The sequence below is a fragment of the Bizionia sp. genome (genome assembly GCF_048259285.1).
Lineage (GTDB): Bacteria > Bacteroidota > Bacteroidia > Flavobacteriales > Flavobacteriaceae > Algorimicrobium > Algorimicrobium hallyeonense.
In genome coordinates this window covers 38,342-59,906 of the sequence record NZ_JBLXHU010000010.1, presented here as the reverse complement: position 1 = coordinate 59,906, position 21,565 = coordinate 38,342, and the positions used below count along the sequence as shown (strand labels likewise).

At 33.2% G+C, this 21,565-nt stretch carries 19 protein-coding genes; 13 read left to right on the top strand and 6 right to left on the bottom strand.

All coding sequences use genetic code 11. From position 1 onward, the window contains the following. Positions 1-55: 55 nt before the first annotated feature. The 13 genes from ACN0QX_RS07075 (at position 56) to ACN0QX_RS07015 (ending at position 15,375) form a co-directional block, all read left to right on the top strand. A complete protein-coding gene (locus ACN0QX_RS07075; protein WP_248398756.1) occupies positions 56-868 on the top strand; it encodes an outer membrane protein assembly factor BamD in 813 nt (270 codons plus the stop codon). Positions 869-879: 11 nt separating this feature from the next. After that, positions 880-1,209, top strand: a complete 330-nt coding sequence (locus tag ACN0QX_RS07070; protein ID WP_248398759.1) for a DNA-directed RNA polymerase subunit omega — start codon at positions 880-882, stop codon at positions 1,207-1,209. Between the two features lie 7 nt (positions 1,210-1,216). Further along, on the top strand, positions 1,217-2,428 hold the full coding sequence (coaBC, locus tag ACN0QX_RS07065; protein ID WP_248398761.1) for a bifunctional phosphopantothenoylcysteine decarboxylase/phosphopantothenate--cysteine ligase CoaBC: 1,212 nt from the start codon (positions 1,217-1,219) through the stop codon (positions 2,426-2,428). Next, positions 2,421-3,308, top strand: a complete 888-nt coding sequence (locus ACN0QX_RS07060; protein ID WP_417196017.1) for a DUF4835 family protein — start codon at positions 2,421-2,423, stop codon at positions 3,306-3,308. Before coaBC ends, ACN0QX_RS07060 begins: the two co-directional genes overlap by 8 nt. A 71-nt stretch (positions 3,309-3,379) precedes the next feature. Further along, positions 3,380-5,032 carry a DNA repair protein RecN gene (gene recN, locus ACN0QX_RS07055; RefSeq protein ID WP_417196016.1) on the top strand — a complete coding sequence of 551 codons (1,653 nt, stop codon included), beginning with the start codon at positions 3,380-3,382 and terminating at the stop codon, positions 5,030-5,032. 44 nt (positions 5,033-5,076) lie between these two features. Continuing rightward, positions 5,077-5,892, top strand: coding sequence for an enoyl-ACP reductase FabI (locus ACN0QX_RS07050; RefSeq protein ID WP_248398769.1), 816 nt, complete (start codon positions 5,077-5,079; stop codon positions 5,890-5,892). Positions 5,893-6,023: 131 nt separating this feature from the next. After that, positions 6,024-7,745 (top strand): FG-GAP-like repeat-containing protein, encoded by a 1,722-nt coding sequence (locus tag ACN0QX_RS07045; protein ID WP_417196015.1) that lies wholly within the window; start codon positions 6,024-6,026, stop codon positions 7,743-7,745. Between the two features lie 138 nt (positions 7,746-7,883). Beyond that, positions 7,884-10,376 carry a T9SS type A sorting domain-containing protein gene (locus ACN0QX_RS07040; RefSeq protein ID WP_417196014.1) on the top strand — a complete coding sequence of 831 codons (2,493 nt, stop codon included), beginning with the start codon at positions 7,884-7,886 and terminating at the stop codon, positions 10,374-10,376. Positions 10,377-10,451: 75 nt separating this feature from the next. After that, complete coding sequence (locus ACN0QX_RS07035) at positions 10,452-11,459, top strand: glycosyltransferase (RefSeq protein WP_417196013.1); 1,008 nt, start codon at positions 10,452-10,454, stop codon at positions 11,457-11,459. A 53-nt stretch (positions 11,460-11,512) separates the two neighbouring features. Next, positions 11,513-12,421 (top strand): YbbR-like domain-containing protein, encoded by a 909-nt coding sequence (locus ACN0QX_RS07030; protein WP_417196012.1) that lies wholly within the window; start codon positions 11,513-11,515, stop codon positions 12,419-12,421. Next, positions 12,418-13,011: a dephospho-CoA kinase gene (coaE, locus tag ACN0QX_RS07025; RefSeq protein ID WP_417196011.1), complete on the top strand. Its 594-nt coding sequence runs from the start codon at positions 12,418-12,420 to the stop codon at positions 13,009-13,011. The genes ACN0QX_RS07030 and coaE overlap by 4 nt, the downstream gene beginning before the upstream one ends. 70 nt (positions 13,012-13,081) lie before the next feature. Beyond that, complete coding sequence (locus tag ACN0QX_RS07020) at positions 13,082-14,653, top strand: sensor histidine kinase (RefSeq protein ID WP_248398784.1); 1,572 nt, start codon at positions 13,082-13,084, stop codon at positions 14,651-14,653. 5 nt (positions 14,654-14,658) lie between these two features. Further along, positions 14,659-15,375 (top strand): response regulator transcription factor, encoded by a 717-nt coding sequence (locus ACN0QX_RS07015; RefSeq protein ID WP_066251445.1) that lies wholly within the window; start codon positions 14,659-14,661, stop codon positions 15,373-15,375. 44 nt (positions 15,376-15,419) lie between these two features. Here the strand turns inward: ACN0QX_RS07015 and miaA are convergent, their stop codons facing one another. Genes miaA through ACN0QX_RS06985 form a run of 6 tightly spaced genes read right to left on the bottom strand, consistent with a single transcriptional unit; the run spans position 15,420 to position 21,491 of the window. After that, the gene (miaA, locus tag ACN0QX_RS07010) at positions 15,420-16,331 is read right to left on the bottom strand and encodes a tRNA (adenosine(37)-N6)-dimethylallyltransferase MiaA (RefSeq protein ID WP_417196010.1); all 912 of its coding nucleotides are present in this window, start codon (positions 16,329-16,331) and stop codon (positions 15,420-15,422) included. A gap of 16 nt (positions 16,332-16,347) precedes the next feature. Then, on the bottom strand, positions 16,348-17,238 hold the full coding sequence (locus ACN0QX_RS07005; RefSeq protein ID WP_376861134.1) for an ion transporter: 891 nt from the start codon (positions 17,236-17,238) through the stop codon (positions 16,348-16,350). A 34-nt stretch (positions 17,239-17,272) separates the two neighbouring features. After that, positions 17,273-18,640: an exonuclease domain-containing protein gene (locus ACN0QX_RS07000; RefSeq protein WP_417196041.1), complete on the bottom strand. Its 1,368-nt coding sequence runs from the start codon at positions 18,638-18,640 to the stop codon at positions 17,273-17,275. 48 nt (positions 18,641-18,688) lie between these two features. Continuing rightward, the gene (locus ACN0QX_RS06995; RefSeq protein ID WP_248400606.1) at positions 18,689-19,345 is read right to left on the bottom strand and encodes a YggS family pyridoxal phosphate-dependent enzyme; all 657 of its coding nucleotides are present in this window, start codon (positions 19,343-19,345) and stop codon (positions 18,689-18,691) included. Between the two features lie 8 nt (positions 19,346-19,353). Beyond that, positions 19,354-20,253 carry a hypothetical protein gene (locus tag ACN0QX_RS06990; RefSeq protein ID WP_248398794.1) on the bottom strand — a complete coding sequence of 300 codons (900 nt, stop codon included), beginning with the start codon at positions 20,251-20,253 and terminating at the stop codon, positions 19,354-19,356. Then, a complete protein-coding gene (locus tag ACN0QX_RS06985; RefSeq protein ID WP_417196009.1) occupies positions 20,253-21,491 on the bottom strand; it encodes a DUF1015 domain-containing protein in 1,239 nt (412 codons plus the stop codon). The genes ACN0QX_RS06990 and ACN0QX_RS06985 overlap by 1 nt, the downstream gene beginning before the upstream one ends. Between the last annotated feature and the right edge of the window lie 74 nt (positions 21,492-21,565).

Sequence of the window (21,565 nt, the reverse complement as noted above, 5' to 3'; positions counted from 1 at the left end):
TAAATATTTTTAAAATCCATTTTATTACCTTAATTTTGCCAACTGTTTTAAAACTATGAAGAAATTTCTTTACATAATTCTAACTTGCACACTTTTAAGTTCTTGTAGCGAATATCAAAAGGCCTTAAAGTCAGTTGATTCGGGAACCAAATATACGGTAGGTGAAAAACTATATAATGCTGGAAAGTATGCCAAAGCAAATAAATTGTTTGAACAAATACTACCCGTTTATAGAGGGAAACCCCAAGCTGAAAAATTATCATACCTGAATTCTAAATGTTATTATGAGGAAGAAGATTGGTATTTAGCAAGCTATCATTTTGAGCGTTTTGTGGATGCCTATCCAAACAGTGAAAAAGTGGAAGAAGCTGCATTTTTAAGTGCTAAAAGTGCTTATATGTTATCGCCGGTTTTTTCTAAAGAACAGCACGAAACCAAAGAAGCTATTGATAAATTTCAAAGCTTTATTAACCTGTATCCAGAGTCGGAATTCATACCTGAAGCTAACAAGTTAGTTAGAGAATTGGATTTTAAATTAGAGAAAAAAGCGTTTGGTATAGCCAAACAATTCAATACTATTGCGGGTTATACACGAGATTTTAATGCCCCAATAAAAGCGATTGATAATTTTATTTTTGATTTTCCTGGAACTATTTATCGTGAGGAAGCATACTTTATAAAATTTGATTCCGCTTATCAACTAGCTATTAACAGTGTATATAGTAAAAAAGAGCAGCGTTTAGAAGATGCAAAATCATATTACTATACCTTGAAAAGATCATATGCTAATTCAGAATATTTAGAAAAAGCAGATAAAATGATTGAAGAAATTGAAAAAGAATTAGAAAATTACAGTACGAAAAGTTAATAAACTTACATATGGATTTAAAGAAGATTAATGCGCCAGTAAACACAACAACTTACGATAGAAACAAAGTTGATGCACCTACGGAAAATATTTATGAAGCAATTTCAATAATATCAAGACGCGCAGAACAAATAAATTCTGAAATTAAGAAAGAGCTAATTGAAAAATTAGAAGAGTTTGCTACTTACAACGATAGTCTAGAAGAGATTTTTGAAAATAAAGAGCAAATTGAAGTTTCTAAATTTTATGAAAAATTACCAAAACCACATGCATTAGCAGTTCAAGAATGGTTAGATGGTAAAATTTATTACAGAAACACAGAGGACGATTCTAAGGAATAATAACTATATGTCACTATTAAGCGGTAAGAAAATATTACTAGGCATTAGTGCTGGTATAGCCGCTTATAAAACAGCGACATTGGTTAGAGCTTTTATAAAAGCAGGTGCAGACGTAAAAGTCGTTATGACACCTGCTTCTAAAGACTTTGTTACACCTTTAACATTGTCCACACTCTCCAAAAATCCGGTACATTCATCATTTACAAATCCAGATGATGATAATGAAATTTGGAACAATCACGTAGAATTAGGTCTTTGGGCCGATTTACTTATTATTGCACCAGCCACAGCCAATACCTTGTCTAAAATGGCTCATGGTGTTTGCGATAACCTATTATTAGCAACGTACCTTTCAGCTAAATGTCCCGTTTATTTTGCGCCTGCAATGGATTTGGATATGTATAAACATCCTTCTACTTTAGAATCATTTAAAGCCTTACAAAACTTTGGAAACATAATGATTCCTGCTACCAGTGGCGAATTAGCTAGTGGTTTAGTAGGCGAAGGGCGTATGGCAGAACCTGATGATATTGTTGCATTTTTAGAAAATGATATTTTAAGTAAATCGCCACTTCGCGGTAAAAAAGTATTAATTACGGCTGGCCCTACCTATGAAGCAATAGACCCTGTTCGCTTTATAGGGAACCATTCCAGTGGAAAAATGGGCTTCGAAATAGCAAAAGCTGCTGCTAATTTAGGAGCTGAAGTTATTTTAATTTCTGGTCCAACACATCAAAAATTATCACATAGTTTTGTAACCATTATTCCCGTTACATCTGCGGAAGAAATGTATAACGCAGCACATAGCTTTTTTAAAACTGTTGATATTGCCATTTTAGCCGCAGCTGTTGCCGATTATAAACCAAAAATTGCTGCGACTGAAAAAATAAAAAAGAAAGAAAAAACGTTATCTTTAGAGTTAGAAAAAACCAAAGATATTTTAGCGTCTTTGGGACACATAAAGGAAAAACAATTTTTAGTCGGGTTTGCTTTAGAAACAAATAATGAAATTGAAAACGCGAAAGGTAAACTAAAGGCCAAGAATTTAAATTTAATTGTGTTAAATTCGCTTAAGGACAAAGGTGCTGGTTTTAAATCTGACACAAACAAGGTAACACTTATTAATCGTAATGAAACCATTACAACGTTTGATTTAAAGTCTAAAGAAGCCGTAGCCGTAGATATTTTAAATGCTATAATAAACCAATTGCATGCATAGATTTTTTGTATTTTTTTTAGTCATTTTATCCTTTTCAACCTATAGCCAAGAGTTAAATTGTAATATTGTGGTAAATGCCCAATTTACAGGTAATGAAAACTTGCAGGTCTTTAAAACGCTTGAAAAACAACTAAAAGAGTTTGTAAATAATACAAAATGGACTAATAAGGAATATGCTTTTCAAGAACGCGTAGAGTGCGGTATGTTTATTAATATTACCGAATACTCCGGCGATGTTTTTAAGGCTACCATTCAAGTGCAATCATCTCGTCCGGTTTACGGGTCTACTTACGGAACACCCATTTACAATATTAATGATAAAGATTTTACATTTCAGTATGTAGAGTTTGAAAACTTACTTTATAACGAAAATCAGTTTGAATCCAATTTAGTTTCTGTCATTGCCTTTCACGTTTACATGATTTTAGGATTAGATGCCGACTCGTTTCAATTTGAAGGAGGAGATCCGTATCTTAAACAAGCACAAACTATTGTAAATTATTCGCAACAAGAAAATGCAAAAGGCTGGAAACTTGAAGATGGTTTACAAACACGTTTTGCTTTAATTGATAATTTATTATCGCCTACATTCAAGGAATATAGAAAGGTTATTTACGACTATCATCGCTTGGGCTTAGATACCATGAGTGAAGACCAGAAAAAGGCTAAAACTATTATAGCAAGTGCTATTGAGGAGTTTGAAGCCATGAACAGACGTCGCCCTAATTCCTTTTTATTACGAACATTTTTTGATGCCAAAGGCGATGAAATTGAACAGATATTCTCAAGTGGTCCTAATGTTGAAATAACCAAATTACTTTCAACATTAAACCGTGTAGCGCCTATGTACTCAAGCAAATGGCGAAATATTAAATTTTAAGAAATTCTCTTAATAAGAGTATTGTAAAAAGTAGTTGTTATTATTTTAGTAACCATTTAATCTAAAACACTTTGCTAACAGCTTTATCCATAAAAAATTACGCATTAATAGATAATCTTCAGGTAAATTTCAACCAAGGATTGACAATCATTACGGGTGAAACAGGTGCTGGAAAATCTATTCTATTAGGTGGATTATCTTTAATTTTAGGTAAACGAGCCGATTTAAGTGCATTAAAAGACAGCGAAAAAAAATGTGTTATTGAGGCTGTTTTTGATGTTTCCAATTATAAACTTCAAGCCTTATTTAAAAAATTAGATTTCGATTATGATGCACAAACCATCATTAGACGGGAGATTTTACCATCTGGTAAATCGCGCGCTTTTGTAAACGATTCTCCAGTAAACTTAAGCGGATTGCAAAGCTTGGGAGCGGAATTAATTGATATTCACTCGCAACATGAAACCATGCAATTAATGGATGATGCGTATCAGTTTCAAGTTATTGATGCGTTGGCTAAAAATAGTCAGGAATTACAGGATTATAAAATTGCTTTAAAAACGTTTAAAATACTTCAGAAAGAATATGATGAGCTTTTAAAGTTCCAGGCAGAAGCTATTAAAGAACACGATTATAATTCCTATTTGTTAAAAGAATTAGTAGAGGCTAATTTAATAGAAGGCGAACTTCAAGAGTTAGAAGAAACTTATGAAACACTCAACAATGTTGAGGATATAAAAGAGCAATTAGCACACGTTAATCAACTGCTAAGCGAAGAACAAATAGGCGTCATGTCAGCCTTACTTGCAGCAAAAAATAGTCTGCAAAGAGTTTCGAAATTTTCATCTAAATATGAAGATGTTTTTAATAGAATCAATAGTAGTTCCATTGAAATTAATGATATTTTCACGGAAATCGAAAGACTACAAGACAATCTAGATTTAGATCCAGAACAGTTGTTGTTGGTTAGCAATAAATTGGAATTACTAAACACACTTCTTAAAAAACATTTTGTAAGCAATGTTTCAGATCTTATTGTCATTAAAAATGATTTAGCAGAAAAGGTAAGTGTTACCGAAAAACTGGATGATACTATTGCAGTAAAACAAAATGATGTTGCAGTTGCTAAAAAAGCTATAGATGCCTTGGCAAATACCATTCATAAAAAACGCTTGGCTGCTATTCCAGGTTTAACTAAAGAATTAGAAGCTATTTTGCAGCAATTAGGAATGCCTAATGCCAAATTTAATATCACGTTGAACGCTACAGAAACCTATCAGTCAAATGGAAAAGATAATTTATCGTTTCTATTTTCAGCCAATAAAGGCGGTGCATTTAACGAACTTAAAAAAGCAGCGTCAGGAGGTGAGTTGTCACGAATTATGTTAGCTATTAAGTCTATATTGTCCAATTATGTGCAATTACCATCCATTATGTTCGATGAAATTGATTCTGGCGTTTCGGGAGAAATTTCTAATAAAATGGGTGAAATTATGCGAAACATGAGTCGCAGTATGCAAGTTTTTACCATAACACATATTCCACAAATTGCAGCTAAAGGTAATACGCACTTTAAAGTTTATAAGGAAGATGTTGGTGAGGTTACCCAAACTAATTTAAAGCTTCTAAACCATGATGAACGCATTGTAGAAATAGCACAAATGCTTGGAGGTATAGAAATTTCCACTTCGGCAATGGCACATGCTAAACAATTGTTGAATTAATACTATCTTTGAAAATCATTAAACACGAATCAACACGAGAAACTATGTCATATAATTTATTAAAAGGAAAAAAAGGAATCATATTTGGAGCTTTAGATGAAAATTCAATAGCTTGGAAAACAGCAGAACGCGTGCATGAAGAAGGTGGTACATTTGTATTAACCAACGCGCCAGTTGCTATGCGAATGGGACAAATAAACCAATTGGCTGAAAAAACAGGTTCTCAAATTATTCCTGCTGATGCTACATCTGTTGAAGATTTAGAAAACCTAGTTGAAAAATCTATGGAGATTTTAGGCGGTAAAATAGATTTTGTTTTACACTCTATTGGAATGTCTATCAACGTTAGAAAAGGAAACCATTACACGAATCAGAATTACGATTGGACACAAAAAGGAACGGATGTTTCGGCAAATTCTTTTCATAAAGTCATGCAAACACTGTATCAAAAAGATGCTATGAATGAATGGGGAAGTATTGTTGCATTGACATATATGGCAGCTCAACGCGTTTTTCCTGATTATAATGATATGGCAGATAATAAAGCCTTGTTAGAAAGTATTGCACGTAGCTTTGGTTATTTCTTTGGTCGTGATAAAAAAGTACGCGTTAATACCATTTCGCAATCTCCAACGCCAACAACAGCTGGAAGTGGTGTAAAAGGGTTTGATGGTTTTATTTCATATGCAGAAAAAATGTCACCACTAGGCAATGCAACCGCTATGGATTGTGCAAACTATACCATCACAATGTTTAGTGACTTAACACGTAAAGTAACCCTTCAAAATTTATTTCACGATGGTGGATTTAGTAATATGGGTGTTAGCGATGCTGTTATGGAAACCTTTACTAGAGAATAATATTTAAAGTAACATTATATAAAGCGCCATTCTTATTACAAAGAATGGCGCTTTTTTTTGTAAAAATCACGAGAATAGATTAGTGTGTTTTATTTGTTATATTAGTAAGTCATTATTTAACTTAAATTCTTATGAATAAAGGCTGCTTTTTAACTGCTTTTCTGCTTATTACTTGCTTTTTACAAGCACAAGTTAGTTTTGTAAATGAAGCCACCAATTTAGGATTGGTAGTCACGGCAGGTCAAACCTATTTGGGAAATGGTATTTCATTTTGTGATTATAATAATGATGGTTGGGATGATATTACAATGGCCACCCAAGAAGATTATAAAATCATTTTTTTTAAGAATGTAAATGGCATTTTTGAATCTGATAATTTAAATATTCCGCTGAATACAAGTCAACAAAAACAGGTTGTTTGGGTGGATATTGATAATGATGGTGATAAAGATTTATTTGTAACATCAAACACCGAAGGTAATAGGTTATACCTCAATAATGGTAATTCTAATTTCGTAGATATTACCATTACGGCAGGTTTGCCAACGGGAAATTTCGAATCTTATGGAGCTTCTTGGGGCGATTATAATAATGATGGATTTTTAGATGTTTTTATTAGTAACCGAAGTGAAATGGATGCTCAACCTAATTATTTTTATGAAAATAATGGTGATAATACATTCACAGATGTTACCGCGCAAGCCGGATTTGATAACGATAGCCACATGACCTTTTGTTCAGCATTTTTCGATTATAATAATGATGGTTGGCAAGATATATACTTATCAAGTGATAAGTATTTTAATCAGAATTTTTTGTACCGTAATAATGGGGATGGCACCTTTACAGATGTCAGCACATCTTCTAACACCGGTATTTATATTGATGCTATGACTACAACTATTGGTGATTTTAATAATGATGGTTGGTTTGATATTTATATAACCAATACACCAACAGATGGAAATGTGTTATTTAGAAATAATGGTGATGGTACCTTTACCGACCTCGCTATATTTTCAGGAACGCGATTGCATAGCTACGCGTGGGGTGCTGTGTTTTTAGATGCAGATAATGATATGGATGAAGATATTTATGTAAGCTGCGAGTATGATGGCTCAAACCCACCATTTAGATCGTCTGCTTTTTATAAAAACCGAGGAAATAATACCTTCCAAAATTCTTTAGATTCTGGTTTTGTTGGAGATGCGGCCAAAAGTTATTCAAATGCTGTCGGCGATTTTAATAATGACGGGTTTCCAGATATAGCGGTTAGCAATATTAATTATCAAAACATGTATTTATGGGAAAATAAAACAATAAATGCTAATAAGTGGTTAAAAGTTAAGTTAACAGGTGTGTTAAGTAATAGGGATGGCATTGGTTCTCGTATTGAAATATCAATTAATGGAAACAAGCAATATCGTTACACACTTTGTGGGGAAGGGTATTTAGCTCAAAATTCAAACACTGAAATATTTGGTGTAGGCACGCATGACGTTATTGATTATGTGAAAGTTACGTGGTTAAGTGGTACTGTTGATTATTTAGAAAATGTAAATGCCAATCAGTTATTAGAAATTACGGAAGGAAGTTATAGCCTAGGTTTAAACAGTGAGTTTAAAAATGGGTTTTCATACTATCCTAATCCAGTTCAAAATACGATTACGCTAAAAGCTGAAAAGACTATTAAATCTATTTCATTATATACTGTTCTAGGGCAAGAGGTTTATAGAAGTTCTTTTAATAATCTATATGCGGAAATAAATATGTCCAATTTAGATACGGGAACTTATTTTGCCCAAATAGAATTTAATGATACAACAGAAACATTTCAAATACTAAAAGATTAATTTTTTTATAGGTAATCTCCATGAGTCTTTTTTTTTAGAAATAAAAAGGAACCTTGTTAACTATTTCTGATTTAATTGTTTGGATAAGAGGTAGTTCTTTACTACTTTAATAGCTAATTAATTAAAACTAAATTTATCATGAAAAAAATTACATTTATGTTTTTTGTTTTCAGTTTATTTACTGTAGTAAGCTATGGTCAATATTTAACTGAAGGATTTGAAACGGCTGTCCCTCCAGCAGGATGGACTTTAACACAGGTAAACACGAGTGAAACTTGGACGCTATCTACAGCTATAGTTCCTAATTCCGGTGCAGCATCAGCACAAGTTGTTTATGACCCCGCTCTTGTACCACAAGATGAAACATTAACTACTCCGGTTTTAGATTTATCCGCTAGTGTAAATCCAAGATTAAAATTTTGGTTTAACATGAGCTACTATTGGGCTATTGATCCAAATGATAATTACGACTTTGTTGTAAGTGCAACAGATGGTACAACAGAAACTGTTTTATGGCAAGAGGCTGATTTTGGCGTGTTTGATAGTTTTGTATGGTATGAAGTTGAATTAAATTTAGCAGCGTATGCTGGTCAAAGTAATGTTCAAATTATTTTCAACTACAACGGTGTTGATGGTGCATCTTTAAATTTGGATGATGTATTAGTTGAAGAAACACCAACCTGTCCAACACCCGCTAATACAGTGGTTGTGCCAACACAAACAACAGCAGATGTTAGTTGGGATACCGTGGTAGAGGCTACACTAGGTTACGAATGGGTAATAATGGCATCTGGTGCGGCTCCAGAAGTTGCAACAGCAATTGCATCTGGTACCACTGGAACAGGTGTTTTAACCGATAGTGCTTCGGGATTAACGCAAGCAACAGATTACGATTTTTATGTGCAAGCAAATTGTGATACGAATGGCTTAAGTAATTGGTCTGCCGTATTATCGTTTAGAACTTTAGCTCCTGAGCCAAATTGTGCAATTAATCCAACGCCAGCTGATGGCGCAGTGGATGTAGCTACAGGAAATGTTACTTTTTCGTGGGAAGCACCAACAACAGGACCTACGCCAACTTCATACAATTTATATGCAGGAGAAACACCAGCAGGCGATGATTATGGTTTAATAGGAAACTATACAGATACCAATGCTGCGTTAACGCTAACAGGTTATGATACATTGTTATATTGGATAATTAAACCAGTTAATGAAACAACAGAAGCAACAGGTTGTCCAGTATGGAGCTTTACAACCGGATCTGCGCCTGTAGGTGCCGTTTGTGAAGATGCTATTGTAGTTACATCAGTACCTTATAACACCACGGATAATACAAGTGCTTATGGTAACGATTATGGAAATACGGATCTACCACCTTTAGCAGGCGCTCAATATACAAATGGAACAGGTAGTGCGTTTTATATTACTGGAGACGATGTCGTGTATGAATTTACTCCAGCTACGGATGGAACTTATAATTTTGATTTGAGTAATACCGAAGATGGTTGGATTGGTTTTTGGTTGTTTGAAGGCTGTCCGTTTACGTCCGTTGTTGCATATCATACAGCAACTGCGGGAACTACCTATAGTTTACCTGCTATTACGCTTACTGGAGGAACTACTTATTACGTGGTAATTTCCTCATGGCCAGCACCTCAATCAACATCATACACATTGGATATTACACAATTAAACTGTACCGGAGCTTCTGTTGCAGAATCATCCACAAATATTGATTGTACAAATAACCAATATTATGTAGATGTAAATATAGACGCTGTTAATGATGGAACTGAAATTAGCGATGGAACAACAACTTATCCAATAACAGGAACAGGTATAACCCAGGCAGGTCCGTATCCTTTTGGTACAGCCGTAGATTTGACTTTAGTTCATTCGGATGCCGCTTGTAATATAGATTTAGGCAATTTTGTTGTAAATGGTTGTCCTCCTGTAAACGATGTGTGCAGTGGCGCCATAATGTTAACACCTGGCGTTGTTTTTACAGATAATCCTGTAATTGGTAGTAATGAATTCGCCACAACATCTTCTGGAGAACTTGCGCCAGGCTGTGCAAGTTATAACGGAGGAGATATGTGGTACTCGGTAGTGGTGCCTGCAGATGGTAATATTGTTTTGGAAATGAATGCTAACCCTACCGGTGGCGGTGGAGATGCTGGAGGAGCAGCATATTCTGGTGCTTGTGGTTCATTAGTATTAATTGAATGTAATGATGATGGTAGTGATGATGGTTTATACCCGTTGGTTTCTATTTCAGATCCTTCATTAGCAGGAGAAACTATTTATTTCAGAGTTTGGGAATATGGTAATAATGCAACCATTAACTTCCAGGTATCTGCTTATAGTTCTACCTTAAGTGTTGAAGATTTCCAACAACAGGAATTGTTTACATACTATCCAAACCCAGTAAGCAATGCCTTAACATTAAACGCACAACAAAATATTCAAGATGTTGCAGTTTATAATATGTTAGGTCAAGAAGTATTACGTGTAGCACCTAATACAGTTTCTGCCGATGTTGATATGACATCCTTACTAGCTGGAGCATACTTTATGAAGGTCATGATTAATAACATATCTGAAACAATACGAATTATTAAAAATTAAAAAATAGTTTTAAATATTAATTTTAAAAACCACCCAACTGGGTGGTTTTTTTTATTGTTTAATTACATTTGTTAAATGGAATTAGCATTTTCTTTTATTATACCTGTTTTTAATCGACCAAACGAGATTGATGAGCTATTGCAAAGCTTTAGCAATCTAAACAGTAATGAAAATTTTGAAATAGTTATTATTGAGGATGGATCTACCTTGCCATCAAAAAATGTTATTGCCAATTTTCAAGATCAACTAAATATTACGTATTTGGTTAAAGAGAATTCCGGGCCAGGTGATTCCCGAAATTATGGGATGCAACATGCCAAGGGTAATTATTTTATCATTTTGGATTCTGATTGTATTTTACCTCCTAATTATTTAAATATTGTTAAATTATTTTTAACGGATAATTATGTAGATTGTTTTGGCGGACCAGATGCAGCCCATAGTTCATTTAGTAACCTGCAGAAAGCTATTAATTTCTCTATGACAGCGTTTATTACTACAGGTGGAATAAGAGGAAATAAAACACAAATAAATAAATTTCAACCGCGAAGTTTTAATATGGGATTGTCTAAAAAAGCCTTCCTTAAAACAGGTGGTTTTGGAAATATTCATCCAGGTGAAGATCCTGACTTATCTTTAAGGCTTTGGAAATTAGGATATGAAACAGCGTTAATTCCAGAAGCTTTCGTATATCATAAACGACGTATTTCGTGGTCCAAATTTTATAAACAGGTCTCAAAGTTTGGCTTAGTTCGACCTATTCTAAATGTATGGCATCCGGAATCAAAAAAAATCACATATTGGTTTCCTACTATTTTTATTTTAGGTTTTGTTTTAGCTATAGTTTTAGCCGCTTTAAACTGTATGCAACTCTTATTACTTTATGGTACATATTTTTTAATCGTATTTTTAGTTGCTTTATTTAGCACGCGAAGCTTCGTTATAGCAATTCAAGCAATATGTGCTACGAGCATACAATTTATTGGTTATGGTTTTAGTTTTATAAAATCAATTACTATATTAAAGGTAAGTGGTAAAAAGCCAGAGGAAATTTTTCCGGAATTATTCTTTAAAAACAAATGATTAATACTCGAAAATCTAAATTGCTAAAGGCTATAAAGAATAAAAGAATCAATGTGTTCTTTTTATTCTTAATCATGTCTTTTGGTGTTCTTATTTTACTGAAGCTTTCAAATACCTACGTTAACACCATCACATTTCAAATTAATAAAGTGAATGTGCCAGAAGCTCATGTTGTTTTTGATGATCATCAAAAGACTTTGCGAGTAGGCTTAAAAGCTCAAGGTTTTAATTTGTTGAAGTACTATTTTAAGAAACCCAAAATTAATATCGATTTCAGTCATAACATTACCAAAACCGATAGTCTTTATATTTGGAATAAAAATACGGCCTTCCTAGATGTAATTTCACAATTTGATAAAGCCGTTGAGGTTGTAAATATTAATCCAGATACATTATATTTTAAATATGATTTAAACGCCATTAAAAAGGTGCCAATTAAAATAAATGCTAAAATTAATTATGCTATAGGCTACGACATTTTAGAATCATTTGAATTAAGTCCTGATTCCATTAAAATTATTGGACCTAACGTATTGGTTTCGGCCATCGATTTTATTGAAACAGATACGCTCAAGCTTCAGGATGTTAAAGAGAATATTATTACCACTGTCTTATTAAAGTTACCCGAAAATCAAAATGAATTAGAATTTTCTAATAAACAGACTCATGTAGCCGCGACGGTTACAAAATTTACAGAAGGTAAATTAAAAATTCCAGTTACTATTATTAATGTACCTGAAGATATTAATTTGAAGTATTATCCAAAAAAAATCACCGTTTCTTATTATACAAGTTTATCAAACTATAAATCTATTACAGCATCGGACTTTGAAATTGTTTGCGATTTTTCAGAAGTGTCTAAAAATCAAACGTTTTTAATACCAAAGTTAACAAAGCAGCCAGAAGTTTTACGGCATGTAAAAATAAATCATGATCAAATAGAATATATTATTACGGAATGAAAATAGTAGGTTTAACTGGCGGAATTGGTAGTGGTAAAACCACTGTAGCTAAATTGTTTGGGCAATTAGGTGTTCCAACTTACTTTGCAGATGACGAAGCCAAAGCACTGATGAATCGTTCAAAAGTAATTAAACGCAAACTCATAGCATTATTTGGAGACGAAGCCTACAAAAACCAAAAATTAAACCGACCATTTTTAGCAGAAGCAATCTTTAATGATAAAAATTTGCTAAAAGCTATGAATGCCATTGTACACCCTAAAGTAGCAAGCCACTTTAAAAAGTGGACAGAAAAACAACAAACGGATTATGTTTTAAAAGAAAACGCTATTTTATTTGAACATGGAGGTGAAAAAGATTGTGATTTTACCATATTGGTCACTGCACCCGAAAGCATCAGAATTGAACGCGTCATAGCACGTGATCAAAGAACCAAAGCACAAGTACAGGCCATAATAAATAACCAACTTCCCGAACAGGAGAAAATAAAAAAGGCCACCTTTGTTATTGAAAACACAGACTTGAATGCGACTAAAAAGCAGGTGATTAAAGTGCACCAGAACCTTGTAAAAGCTATACAAACACCTTGAATTTTAACATTTTTGTTAATGTAAGGTTAAATGCTAAGATAGCTAAATGTTAAAATGTTAATTTTGAACGATGAGCAAAAAGTTATTCATCATATTGGTGTTATTAATGAGTTTATCGCTTGTTGGTATAATATTTGTCCAAGCTTACTATATTAATAATTCCATAAAAAACGAGGAGGATCAGTTTAATTTTAATGTAAAAAAGGCATTAAGTTATACCTCCCGTGAAATTGAGGAAAAGGAAGTGCTTAGTTACTATAACAAGTATCAAACACTAATTGATGAAAAGAAACAAGCGGATACCGTAGCTATTTCAAAACTATTCATCGTTTCACAAATTAATGATACAAATGAAACTTTTATATATAGAAGTGGCATTTTAGAAGAAAATCATAAGTTATCTTCGTCGCTCTTTGACATCGGTTTAGATAGCCTTAATATTAAGCGTATTATAGGAACGTCAGAAACTAAAATTTTTAGTAATCAACCAACGCTGGATAACGATTTGCCAGAGAACCCTATTTTAAGTTTAATGAAATCGGGACGGATTACGCCAGCAGAACGGATTAGTTTTGATGAAGCGTTTAAAGATTTAAGCAGTAGAATACCTATTCATAAACGTGTTTACGATGATGAAATTCGCAGATTACTATCAAAAAAGCTTAAAGAAGACAATATTGAATTGGATTATGAGTTTGCTATTTACAGTAATGATTTAGCAACTAAAATACAAACAGATAATTTTGAATTACAACCAGGAACGTTTAGTGTTTCTATTTTTTCAAATGAGAATAATAACAATAATTATAAGCTATTAGTTAATTTTCCAACACGGAATAAGTTTATACAGTCATCCATTATTAGAATGACATTATTGTCCATAATTTTCACATCTATTATTATCATTGCCTACTCAAGCGCCTTATTACAGTTATTCAGGCAGCGTAAAATATCTGAAATAAAATCAGATTTTATAAATAACATGACGCATGAGTTTAAAACACCAATTGCAACAATTAATTTGGCCTTGGATGCCATTAAGAACCCAAAGGTTATTGATGATAAAGAGCGTGTGGCTCGCTATTTACAAATGATACGTGACGAGAATAAACGTATGCATGCGCAAGTAGAAAACGTATTAAGAATATCTAAACTTGAAAAAAACGAACTAAATATTAGTAAAGACCGTGTGGATCTCCACGAACTAATTGAAGATGCCATTACGCATATTGAATTAATAGTGGAAGACAGAAAAGGCTACATTCATACACATTTGAATGCAGAACAATCTTCAGTTTTAGCAAATGAAACACACTTTACAAATGTTATCGTAAATATTCTGGATAATGCCGTTAAATATTCTCCAGAACCACCAAAAATTGATGTTTACACCGAAAACGTAGGAACAAACATCTTGTTAAAAATTAAAGATCAAGGCAGTGGAATGAGTAAAGCTGCACTAAAGCATGTGTTTGAAAAATTTTATAGAGAACACACGGGAAATATACATAATGTAAAAGGACATGGTCTGGGATTAGCATACGTAAAACGTATGGTTGAAGATCACCAAGGACACATTTCCGTAGAAAGTGAAAAAGAAAAAGGAAGTACCTTTATTATAAAACTTCCATTAATATCGTAAAAGCTATGACAGAACAAAACAAAAAAATCTTATTAGTAGAAGATGATCCAAATTTTGGAACCATTTTAAAGGATTATTTAATGATGAATGATTATGACGTTACACATGCTAAAAACGGTATGGAAGGCTTCGAAAAGTTCAAAAAAGATGATTTCGATTTGTGTATTCTAGACGTGATGATGCCATATAAAGATGGTTTTACGTTAGCAAAAGAAATTCGTGAGAAAAATACGGAAGTGCCTATTGTTTTCTTAACAGCTAAAGCTATGAAAGAAGATGTTTTAAAAGGGTACAAAGTAGGTGCTGACGATTACCTAAATAAACCATTTGATAGTGAAGTATTGCTGATGAAAATTAAAGCAATCATGCAGCGTAAAGCTACTGAAACGGTTGCAGATAGTAAACAGTTTCAATTTACTATTGGTGGGTTTGAATTAAATTCGAAACTACGTTTTTTAACCTATAATGGTGGCGAACAAATTAAATTATCACCTAAAGAAAATGAGCTTTTACGCTTATTAGCTTTACATGAAAATGATTTAATGCCGCGTGAGTTAGCTTTAACAAAAATCTGGCGTGATGATAATTATTTCACTTCACGTAGTATGGATGTTTACATTGCTAAATTGCGTAAGTATTTAAAACTAGACGATAAAGTAGAAATACTTAATATTCACGGTGAAGGTTTTAGATTGGTAATTAATACTGAATCAGAAGATTAATAGGTCTTATCATAAAAAGAAAACCAGCTAATTAGCTGGTTTTTTTATGCGGTCATTTCAGATTCTATATCGGTAATGATTGTTTTAATATCGGTTTTGTAATCAAACCAAAGCGTATTGCTATTCCGTTTAAACCATGTAAGTTGCCTTTTTGCAAACCGGCGACTATTTTTTTTGATTTCTGAAATGGCAAAATCTAATGACCATTCATGAGCCAAATAATTAAAAAGCTCTTTGTATCCAACGGTATTTAATGCATTTAAATGAGATTTTGCTTCAAGGCTTTTTGCTTCTTCTAGTAATCCATGTTCCATCATGATATCAACACGCTTATTAATACGCGCGTAAATCGTTTCGCGTTCTGCAGTTAAGCCAATGGTTATCGTTTTAAAATTTCGCTTAATTGATGATTTTTGTAAAAAGGATGAATACGGTTTTCCTGTGCCAATACAAATTTCTAATGCACGAATAACACGTTGCGGGTTATTTAAAGCTATTTTTGCATACGTGTTGGCATCCAATTCTTTTAATTGAGATTGTAGCACTTGCAAACCATCGGTTTCTAATTGTGCGTTTAATGCCGTTCTGATATTTTTATCAACTTTCGGAAATTCGTCAAGACCATTTATAACCGCATCTACATATAATCCAGATCCACCAACCATGATAACTACTTGCTGTTTTTTAAACAAGTCGGTTAACGTGTTTATTGCATCTTTTTCAAAAGCACCAACACTATATGGGTCTTCAATGGATTTATGATGAATAAAATGATGCTTAGCCTCTTGAAGTTCCGCAGCTGTTGGAGCGGCCGTTCCAATTTGCATTTCTTTGAAAAATTGTCTGGAATCTGCCGAGATAATTTCTGTATTAAAATGCTGTGCAAGCTTAATGCTCAACGCCGTTTTACCTATGGCTGTTGGTCCAACAATGGAAATAAGGTATTTTTTAGGCATACTTAAATTTTCATTGCTATTTTGAAGGTTCAAATTCTAAAGAGTGCCCGCATTTATGGCAGTATTTTGCCTTATCCTTATGGTCTTGGGCTAAACAATTGGAACAGGATAGCGAGTTTAAATCTACGTCACTAGGATGCGGTGGCACGGCATTAACTACGGGCTTGTTATTAACGTCATCGCTATTCATTTTTCTTGTATACTCGGCAGAAACTATACCCGTTGGGACTGCAATAATGCCATAACCCAATACCATAATAATTGAAGCTATAAATTGACCTAGTGGTGTTACAGGAGCAATATCGCCATATCCTACAGTTGTTAAGGTTACAATACTCCAATATATACTTCTTGGGATGTTATTAAAACCACTAGCTTCTCCTTCTACGAGATACATGATTGTACCAAAAATGGTAGCAACAATAATCACTGCAAATAGAAATACGGATATTTTAGCACGACTAGCTTTTATGGCTGTTGCCAAATGATTGGAAGCACCCATAAAGCGTGCTAATTTTAAAATTCTAAATACGCGTAATAAACGTAAGGCACGTAAGGCGACTAAAGCATGTGTGCCAGCAAAAATTAGAGATAAATATTTTGGCAGTGTAGACAGTAAATCAATAATACCATAAAAGCTAGTAATATATTTTAGCGGCTTTTTTACCGTCACTATTCGTAAAATATACTCAATAGTAAAAAGTATTGTTATTATCCACTCCGAAATATCTAAAAACATGTGGTATTGCGCATCAATGCTCTTAACACTTTCAAGCATTACCAACAGGATACTGGCAATAATTACAATTAATAAAACAACATCAAATAATTTTCCAGCAGGTGTATCTGCCTCATAAATTATTTCATGAAGTCTACCTTGCCATCTCTTATAAGGTTTTGTACCCATAATTTTAAAAATACTAAAAGTTTATAACAACCATTTAGTTATTCAGTTTTATAATTTTCAGTTTTTTGTTTTTCCTTAAGTAACTCTTAATAATATGTTGGGCGTCACGATTGTTTTCCATAGGTGTAATTACAGATTGTAAAACATCCATATTGGTTATTTGATAATTTAAATTGAAATACCCGATACCTTTAAAAAGGCCATTTTCTATAAGAATAGCACTACGTTCATCTACCTCACGCGCACGATCAATAATAACCATATTATGATTATTATAGCTATTTTTAGTAATTAACTGCAAAACACGTTTATTATAATTCTCCGGAGATTCTTCTTGAATACAAGCACCTAAACATTGTTTGATGTCATAATTAAAGCAACTGTTTTTTGTTGGATAAAGTCCCGTTAATTTCTGACACAATTGAAATTCTTCTACTGCATTAAATAAGAAACTTTTTGCACTTTGTCTATTTGTAAACGTTGTGATTGGTTTTTTACGGCCATCAGCCTTATCTATCATTAAATTAATATAGCCATTAGCATCTTTAAAAGAATACAAAGCATGTGTAAAAATGTTTCGGCGTAGCGCTCTATTAAAAATGGGTTTATTTCGTTTTATTTCTTCGCTTTCTTTTAATAAAGCAACCAATTCGCTACCGGTATGTTCGTAGGTAACCGCAGCGGCATCTCGTTGAAGTTTTTTTGACTTCGTACTACTGCTGGTAAAATGCTGACTGATTCTGTTTTTAATATTATTGCTTTTTCCTATATAAATTATAGTACCTTCTGCATTATATATGTAATAAACACCAGTAATATGTGGAAGCTCCTTAATGATATTTTTTAGGTTTGCCGCCATCTCTTTTTTTGCTTCAACCTGAATAGCATCTTTTACAATGAGCTTTTCCAAATCTCTAGAAAGTAGCATTTTAAATAATTTAACCGTTGCCATAGCATCGCCATTGGCTCGATGTCTATCACTTACAGGAATTCCCAAGGAACGAGCTAATTTTCCCAAACTATAAGAGTCTTGTCCTGGAATTAGTTTTTTAGATAACTCCACAGTACATAGCGTTTTGCGTTTAAACGGAAACCCTAATCGCGTGAATTCCGTTTTTAAAATCCGATAATCAAATTGGGAGTTATGCGCAACAATAATACAATCTTCCGTCATTTCAACAATACGTTTAGCTACCTCATAAAACTTGGGAGCTGTACGTAACATATTACTATTAATACCGGTTAGATTAACGACAAAAGGTTGAATTTCACGTTCTGGGTTTACTAAACTAATAAATTGGTCCACCACCTTATGACCATCAAATTTATAAATGGCTATTTCAGTAATACCTTCTTCATTGTATTTTCCACCAGTGGTTTCTATGTCGAGAATTGCGTAAATAAGTTTGCTATTATTTAATTTGTATTAGATGTAATTTAATTTTAAGCTTTAATAATTGCGTTCGCCAAAGATACTACTTCCTACACGAATCATATTACTTCCACAGTTTATTGCTAACTCATAATCACCACTCATGCCCATAGAAATAATTTCTAAATTGGCGTGAAGGGTTTTGAGTTCGTCAAAAATAGTTTTTAGTCTGTTGAATTCTGCTGTAACTTGATTTTGGTCATCTGTAAAAGTTGCCATTCCCATAACACCTGTGATTCGCACATTTTGAAGTTCCTTGAAGGCATTGGATTTCAACATATTGACAGCATCTACCTTGGCCATACCAAATTTAGAATCTTCTTCTGCAATTTTTATCTGTAAAAGACAATCTATAATGCGTGTCTCTTTTTTGGCTTGTTTATTAATTTCTTTAAGGAGTTTAAAACTATCCATGCCGTGAATTAAGTTCACAAAGGACGCCATATACTTTACTTTGTTGCGTTGTACATGACCAATCATATGCCAAGAAATATCTTTAGGTAAGGTTTCAAATTTATCAACCATTTCCTGAATTTTATTTTCTCCAAAAACACGCTGGCCGGCATCATAGGCTTCCATAATATCACTATTGGGCTTCGTTTTCGAAACAGCCACAAGTGTTACATGTTCGGGAATTTGGTTTTTTAGATTAAGTAAATTCTGTTTAATGGACATGGTATATATTATTTTTTCCAATTAAAATCTGATTTAATTTTATTGGCATATTCTAAGTCGCGAATAGGTATGGAAAACAAATCTCCTTGATAGTCTTCCGGAATATCAAAAATGGATATTAAACCGTAACGCTGATTTTTATAATGAATGAAACTATAGTTATCATAATTTTTATAAATGATATAATCTATAGCGTGTTCTAAATAAGCCTTTTTATAAAAGGGTTCAAAAAGTATCCAAGTCCTTTCAAAATTGCGCTCAATGCCAAAATTTTGATATTCTAACAGCGCGAAACTATTTTGAATTAATGCGAAATTTTTTCCAGTGGGATATTTATCAATTTTTCTGGTTAGTGCATATAACTCAGATAAATTCTCGAATGCTATATCTTCAAATACTTTTTTCTGTTCTTGTTTTTGCACAGAATCCAATGTGACTTTTTGATCCAAAGCATAACGTACTTTGGAATACATGCTTGTTTTGTCTTTTAAACTATTTAACTGTTGTAAATCGGCTTGCTTTAAAAAATTAGTGTCCAACCAGATAAAATGATTTTTCAGGTACATGGTTTTAAACCAATTTGCTAAATCACCAACTGTAATAGATTCATAATAGGTTTTGCCTTCAGGTTCGTAGGCTAAATTAAAGCCATAATCTCTAACGAGAATCGTTAATTCTGCTTTAAAAAATTCTATATCACCATTTTCAAAACTTCTATCTAATAGAAAATATTTTAAATTAGTTTCATAACCATACGTTTCTTCAAGTTTTAGTATTTCACTTTTAGCTAATTCATAATTAGTATATAATGATGGATAAATGATTTCATGAATTGTTGTATCACGCTCATTTTGAGAACATACAGCACCTGTAATTAAACTACATATGAAAAAATAGATGTATTTCATTAAAATTCGTAAATGGTGACACCACTGCGTAACTTGGGCTCAATAAATGTCGATTTTGGTGGCATTTTTAAACCGTCGTCTGCAATTTGTTTCATTTCCTCTATAGTTACAGGAACCATACCAAACCCAACAGCAAAATCACCGCTATCCACATTATTCTTAATGTTCACTATGTCTTTCTTACCATTCATATACATAATGCGGTTATCGTTTCGTAAGTCCACAATTCCTAATATAGGCTCTAAAATGGTTTTAAAAAGAATTTGGGCATCCAAACCATCTAATGAGGTTCCGCTGCTGTAGGCCGATTTCCGTAAGTACAGAGAATAAAACTCGCCATCTAAATACATACTAAAATGATGTTTTTTAGATGGTTTATAAGGAATTGTACCACGATTTTCAATGCGATAAATGGTATCTAATTCAATTAAAAAAGCTTCTTTAGATAAACCGTTTAAATCTTTAATTAACCGGTTGAATTCATGAATCCGTAAATCTGATTCTGGAATCAAATAGCTCATAAAAAAACTATACGGTTCAGTGCCTTGATGGTTTGGATTTGCAGCTTTTAAATCTTTGTATAACAAATAAGACGATGATGACCTATGATGACCATCGGCAATATAAATATGAGGCATTTTTTTAAATTCTGCTTCTATACGATCAAGTAGTTCTGGTTTATCTACCTTCCACAAGTAATGTGTATCTCGGTATGTGGTTGTAAATTCGTATTCCGCGCGTTCCTTTTGCTTTTTAGAAATAATACCTTTTATTACGGCATTATCCGGATAGGTTAGGAGTACAGGTTCGGCATTAAAACCAACTGTTTTAAGGTAATCTTTGAAAATTACTTCACGGTGTTCAATGGTGTCCTCGTGTTTTTTAATTACATTACTTTCATAATCTACGGCGCTTACAGCAGCTACAATGCCATTAAATTCCTGATTTTCTCGATCTACAATTCTATATACATAATACGCAGGCCGCTCATCTTGAATGAAAATAGTATCCTCCTTAAATTCCAAATACCTGTTCTTAACCAAAGAATAGCGCTCAATGCCAGATATTTCTTTGTCAAAACGATAGCCAGGATTTACAATGTGCAAAAACGAAAACGGATTATCGCGTAATCGAGATTCTCGTTGTTCAGGCGTATAGCTTTGATAGGATCGTGCCGCAACAAGACTGACTTTGTCTCGCGTTGGACGAACTGCTTTAAAAGGAATTATTTTAGCCATGTTTATTTGCTGCTAAAGCGGAAATCTCATTTTATTAGTTACTAATTTCATATTGTGCCAAATTACTTCAAGTC

Excerpts from the sequence above, each read along its gene's own strand:
- coaBC (WP_248398761.1), top strand. The coding sequence starts at position 1,217 with ATGTCACTATTAAGCGGTAAGAAAATATTACTAGGCATTAGTGCTGGT.
- ACN0QX_RS07020 (WP_248398784.1), top strand. The coding sequence starts at position 13,082 with ATGAGCAAAAAGTTATTCATCATATTGGTGTTATTAATGAGTTTATCG.
- coaE (WP_417196011.1), top strand. The coding sequence starts at position 12,418 with ATGAAAATAGTAGGTTTAACTGGCGGAATTGGTAGTGGTAAAACCACT.
- ACN0QX_RS07060 (WP_417196017.1), top strand. The coding sequence starts at position 2,421 with ATGCATAGATTTTTTGTATTTTTTTTAGTCATTTTATCCTTTTCAACC.
- ACN0QX_RS06985 (WP_417196009.1), bottom strand. The coding sequence starts at position 21,491 with ATGGCTAAAATAATTCCTTTTAAAGCAGTTCGTCCAACGCGAGACAAA.
- ACN0QX_RS07045 (WP_417196015.1), top strand. The coding sequence starts at position 6,024 with ATGAATAAAGGCTGCTTTTTAACTGCTTTTCTGCTTATTACTTGCTTT.
- ACN0QX_RS07005 (WP_376861134.1), bottom strand. The coding sequence starts at position 17,238 with ATGGGTACAAAACCTTATAAGAGATGGCAAGGTAGACTTCATGAAATA.
- ACN0QX_RS06990 (WP_248398794.1), bottom strand. The coding sequence starts at position 20,253 with ATGAAATACATCTATTTTTTCATATGTAGTTTAATTACAGGTGCTGTA.
- ACN0QX_RS07070 (WP_248398759.1), top strand. The coding sequence starts at position 880 with ATGGATTTAAAGAAGATTAATGCGCCAGTAAACACAACAACTTACGAT.
- ACN0QX_RS06995 (WP_248400606.1), bottom strand. The coding sequence starts at position 19,345 with ATGTCCATTAAACAGAATTTACTTAATCTAAAAAACCAAATTCCCGAA.
- ACN0QX_RS07040 (WP_417196014.1), top strand. The coding sequence starts at position 7,884 with ATGAAAAAAATTACATTTATGTTTTTTGTTTTCAGTTTATTTACTGTA.
- ACN0QX_RS07035 (WP_417196013.1), top strand. The coding sequence starts at position 10,452 with ATGGAATTAGCATTTTCTTTTATTATACCTGTTTTTAATCGACCAAAC.
- miaA (WP_417196010.1), bottom strand. The coding sequence starts at position 16,331 with ATGCCTAAAAAATACCTTATTTCCATTGTTGGACCAACAGCCATAGGT.
- ACN0QX_RS07075 (WP_248398756.1), top strand. The coding sequence starts at position 56 with ATGAAGAAATTTCTTTACATAATTCTAACTTGCACACTTTTAAGTTCT.
- ACN0QX_RS07050 (WP_248398769.1), top strand. The coding sequence starts at position 5,077 with ATGTCATATAATTTATTAAAAGGAAAAAAAGGAATCATATTTGGAGCT.
- ACN0QX_RS07015 (WP_066251445.1), top strand. The coding sequence starts at position 14,659 with ATGACAGAACAAAACAAAAAAATCTTATTAGTAGAAGATGATCCAAAT.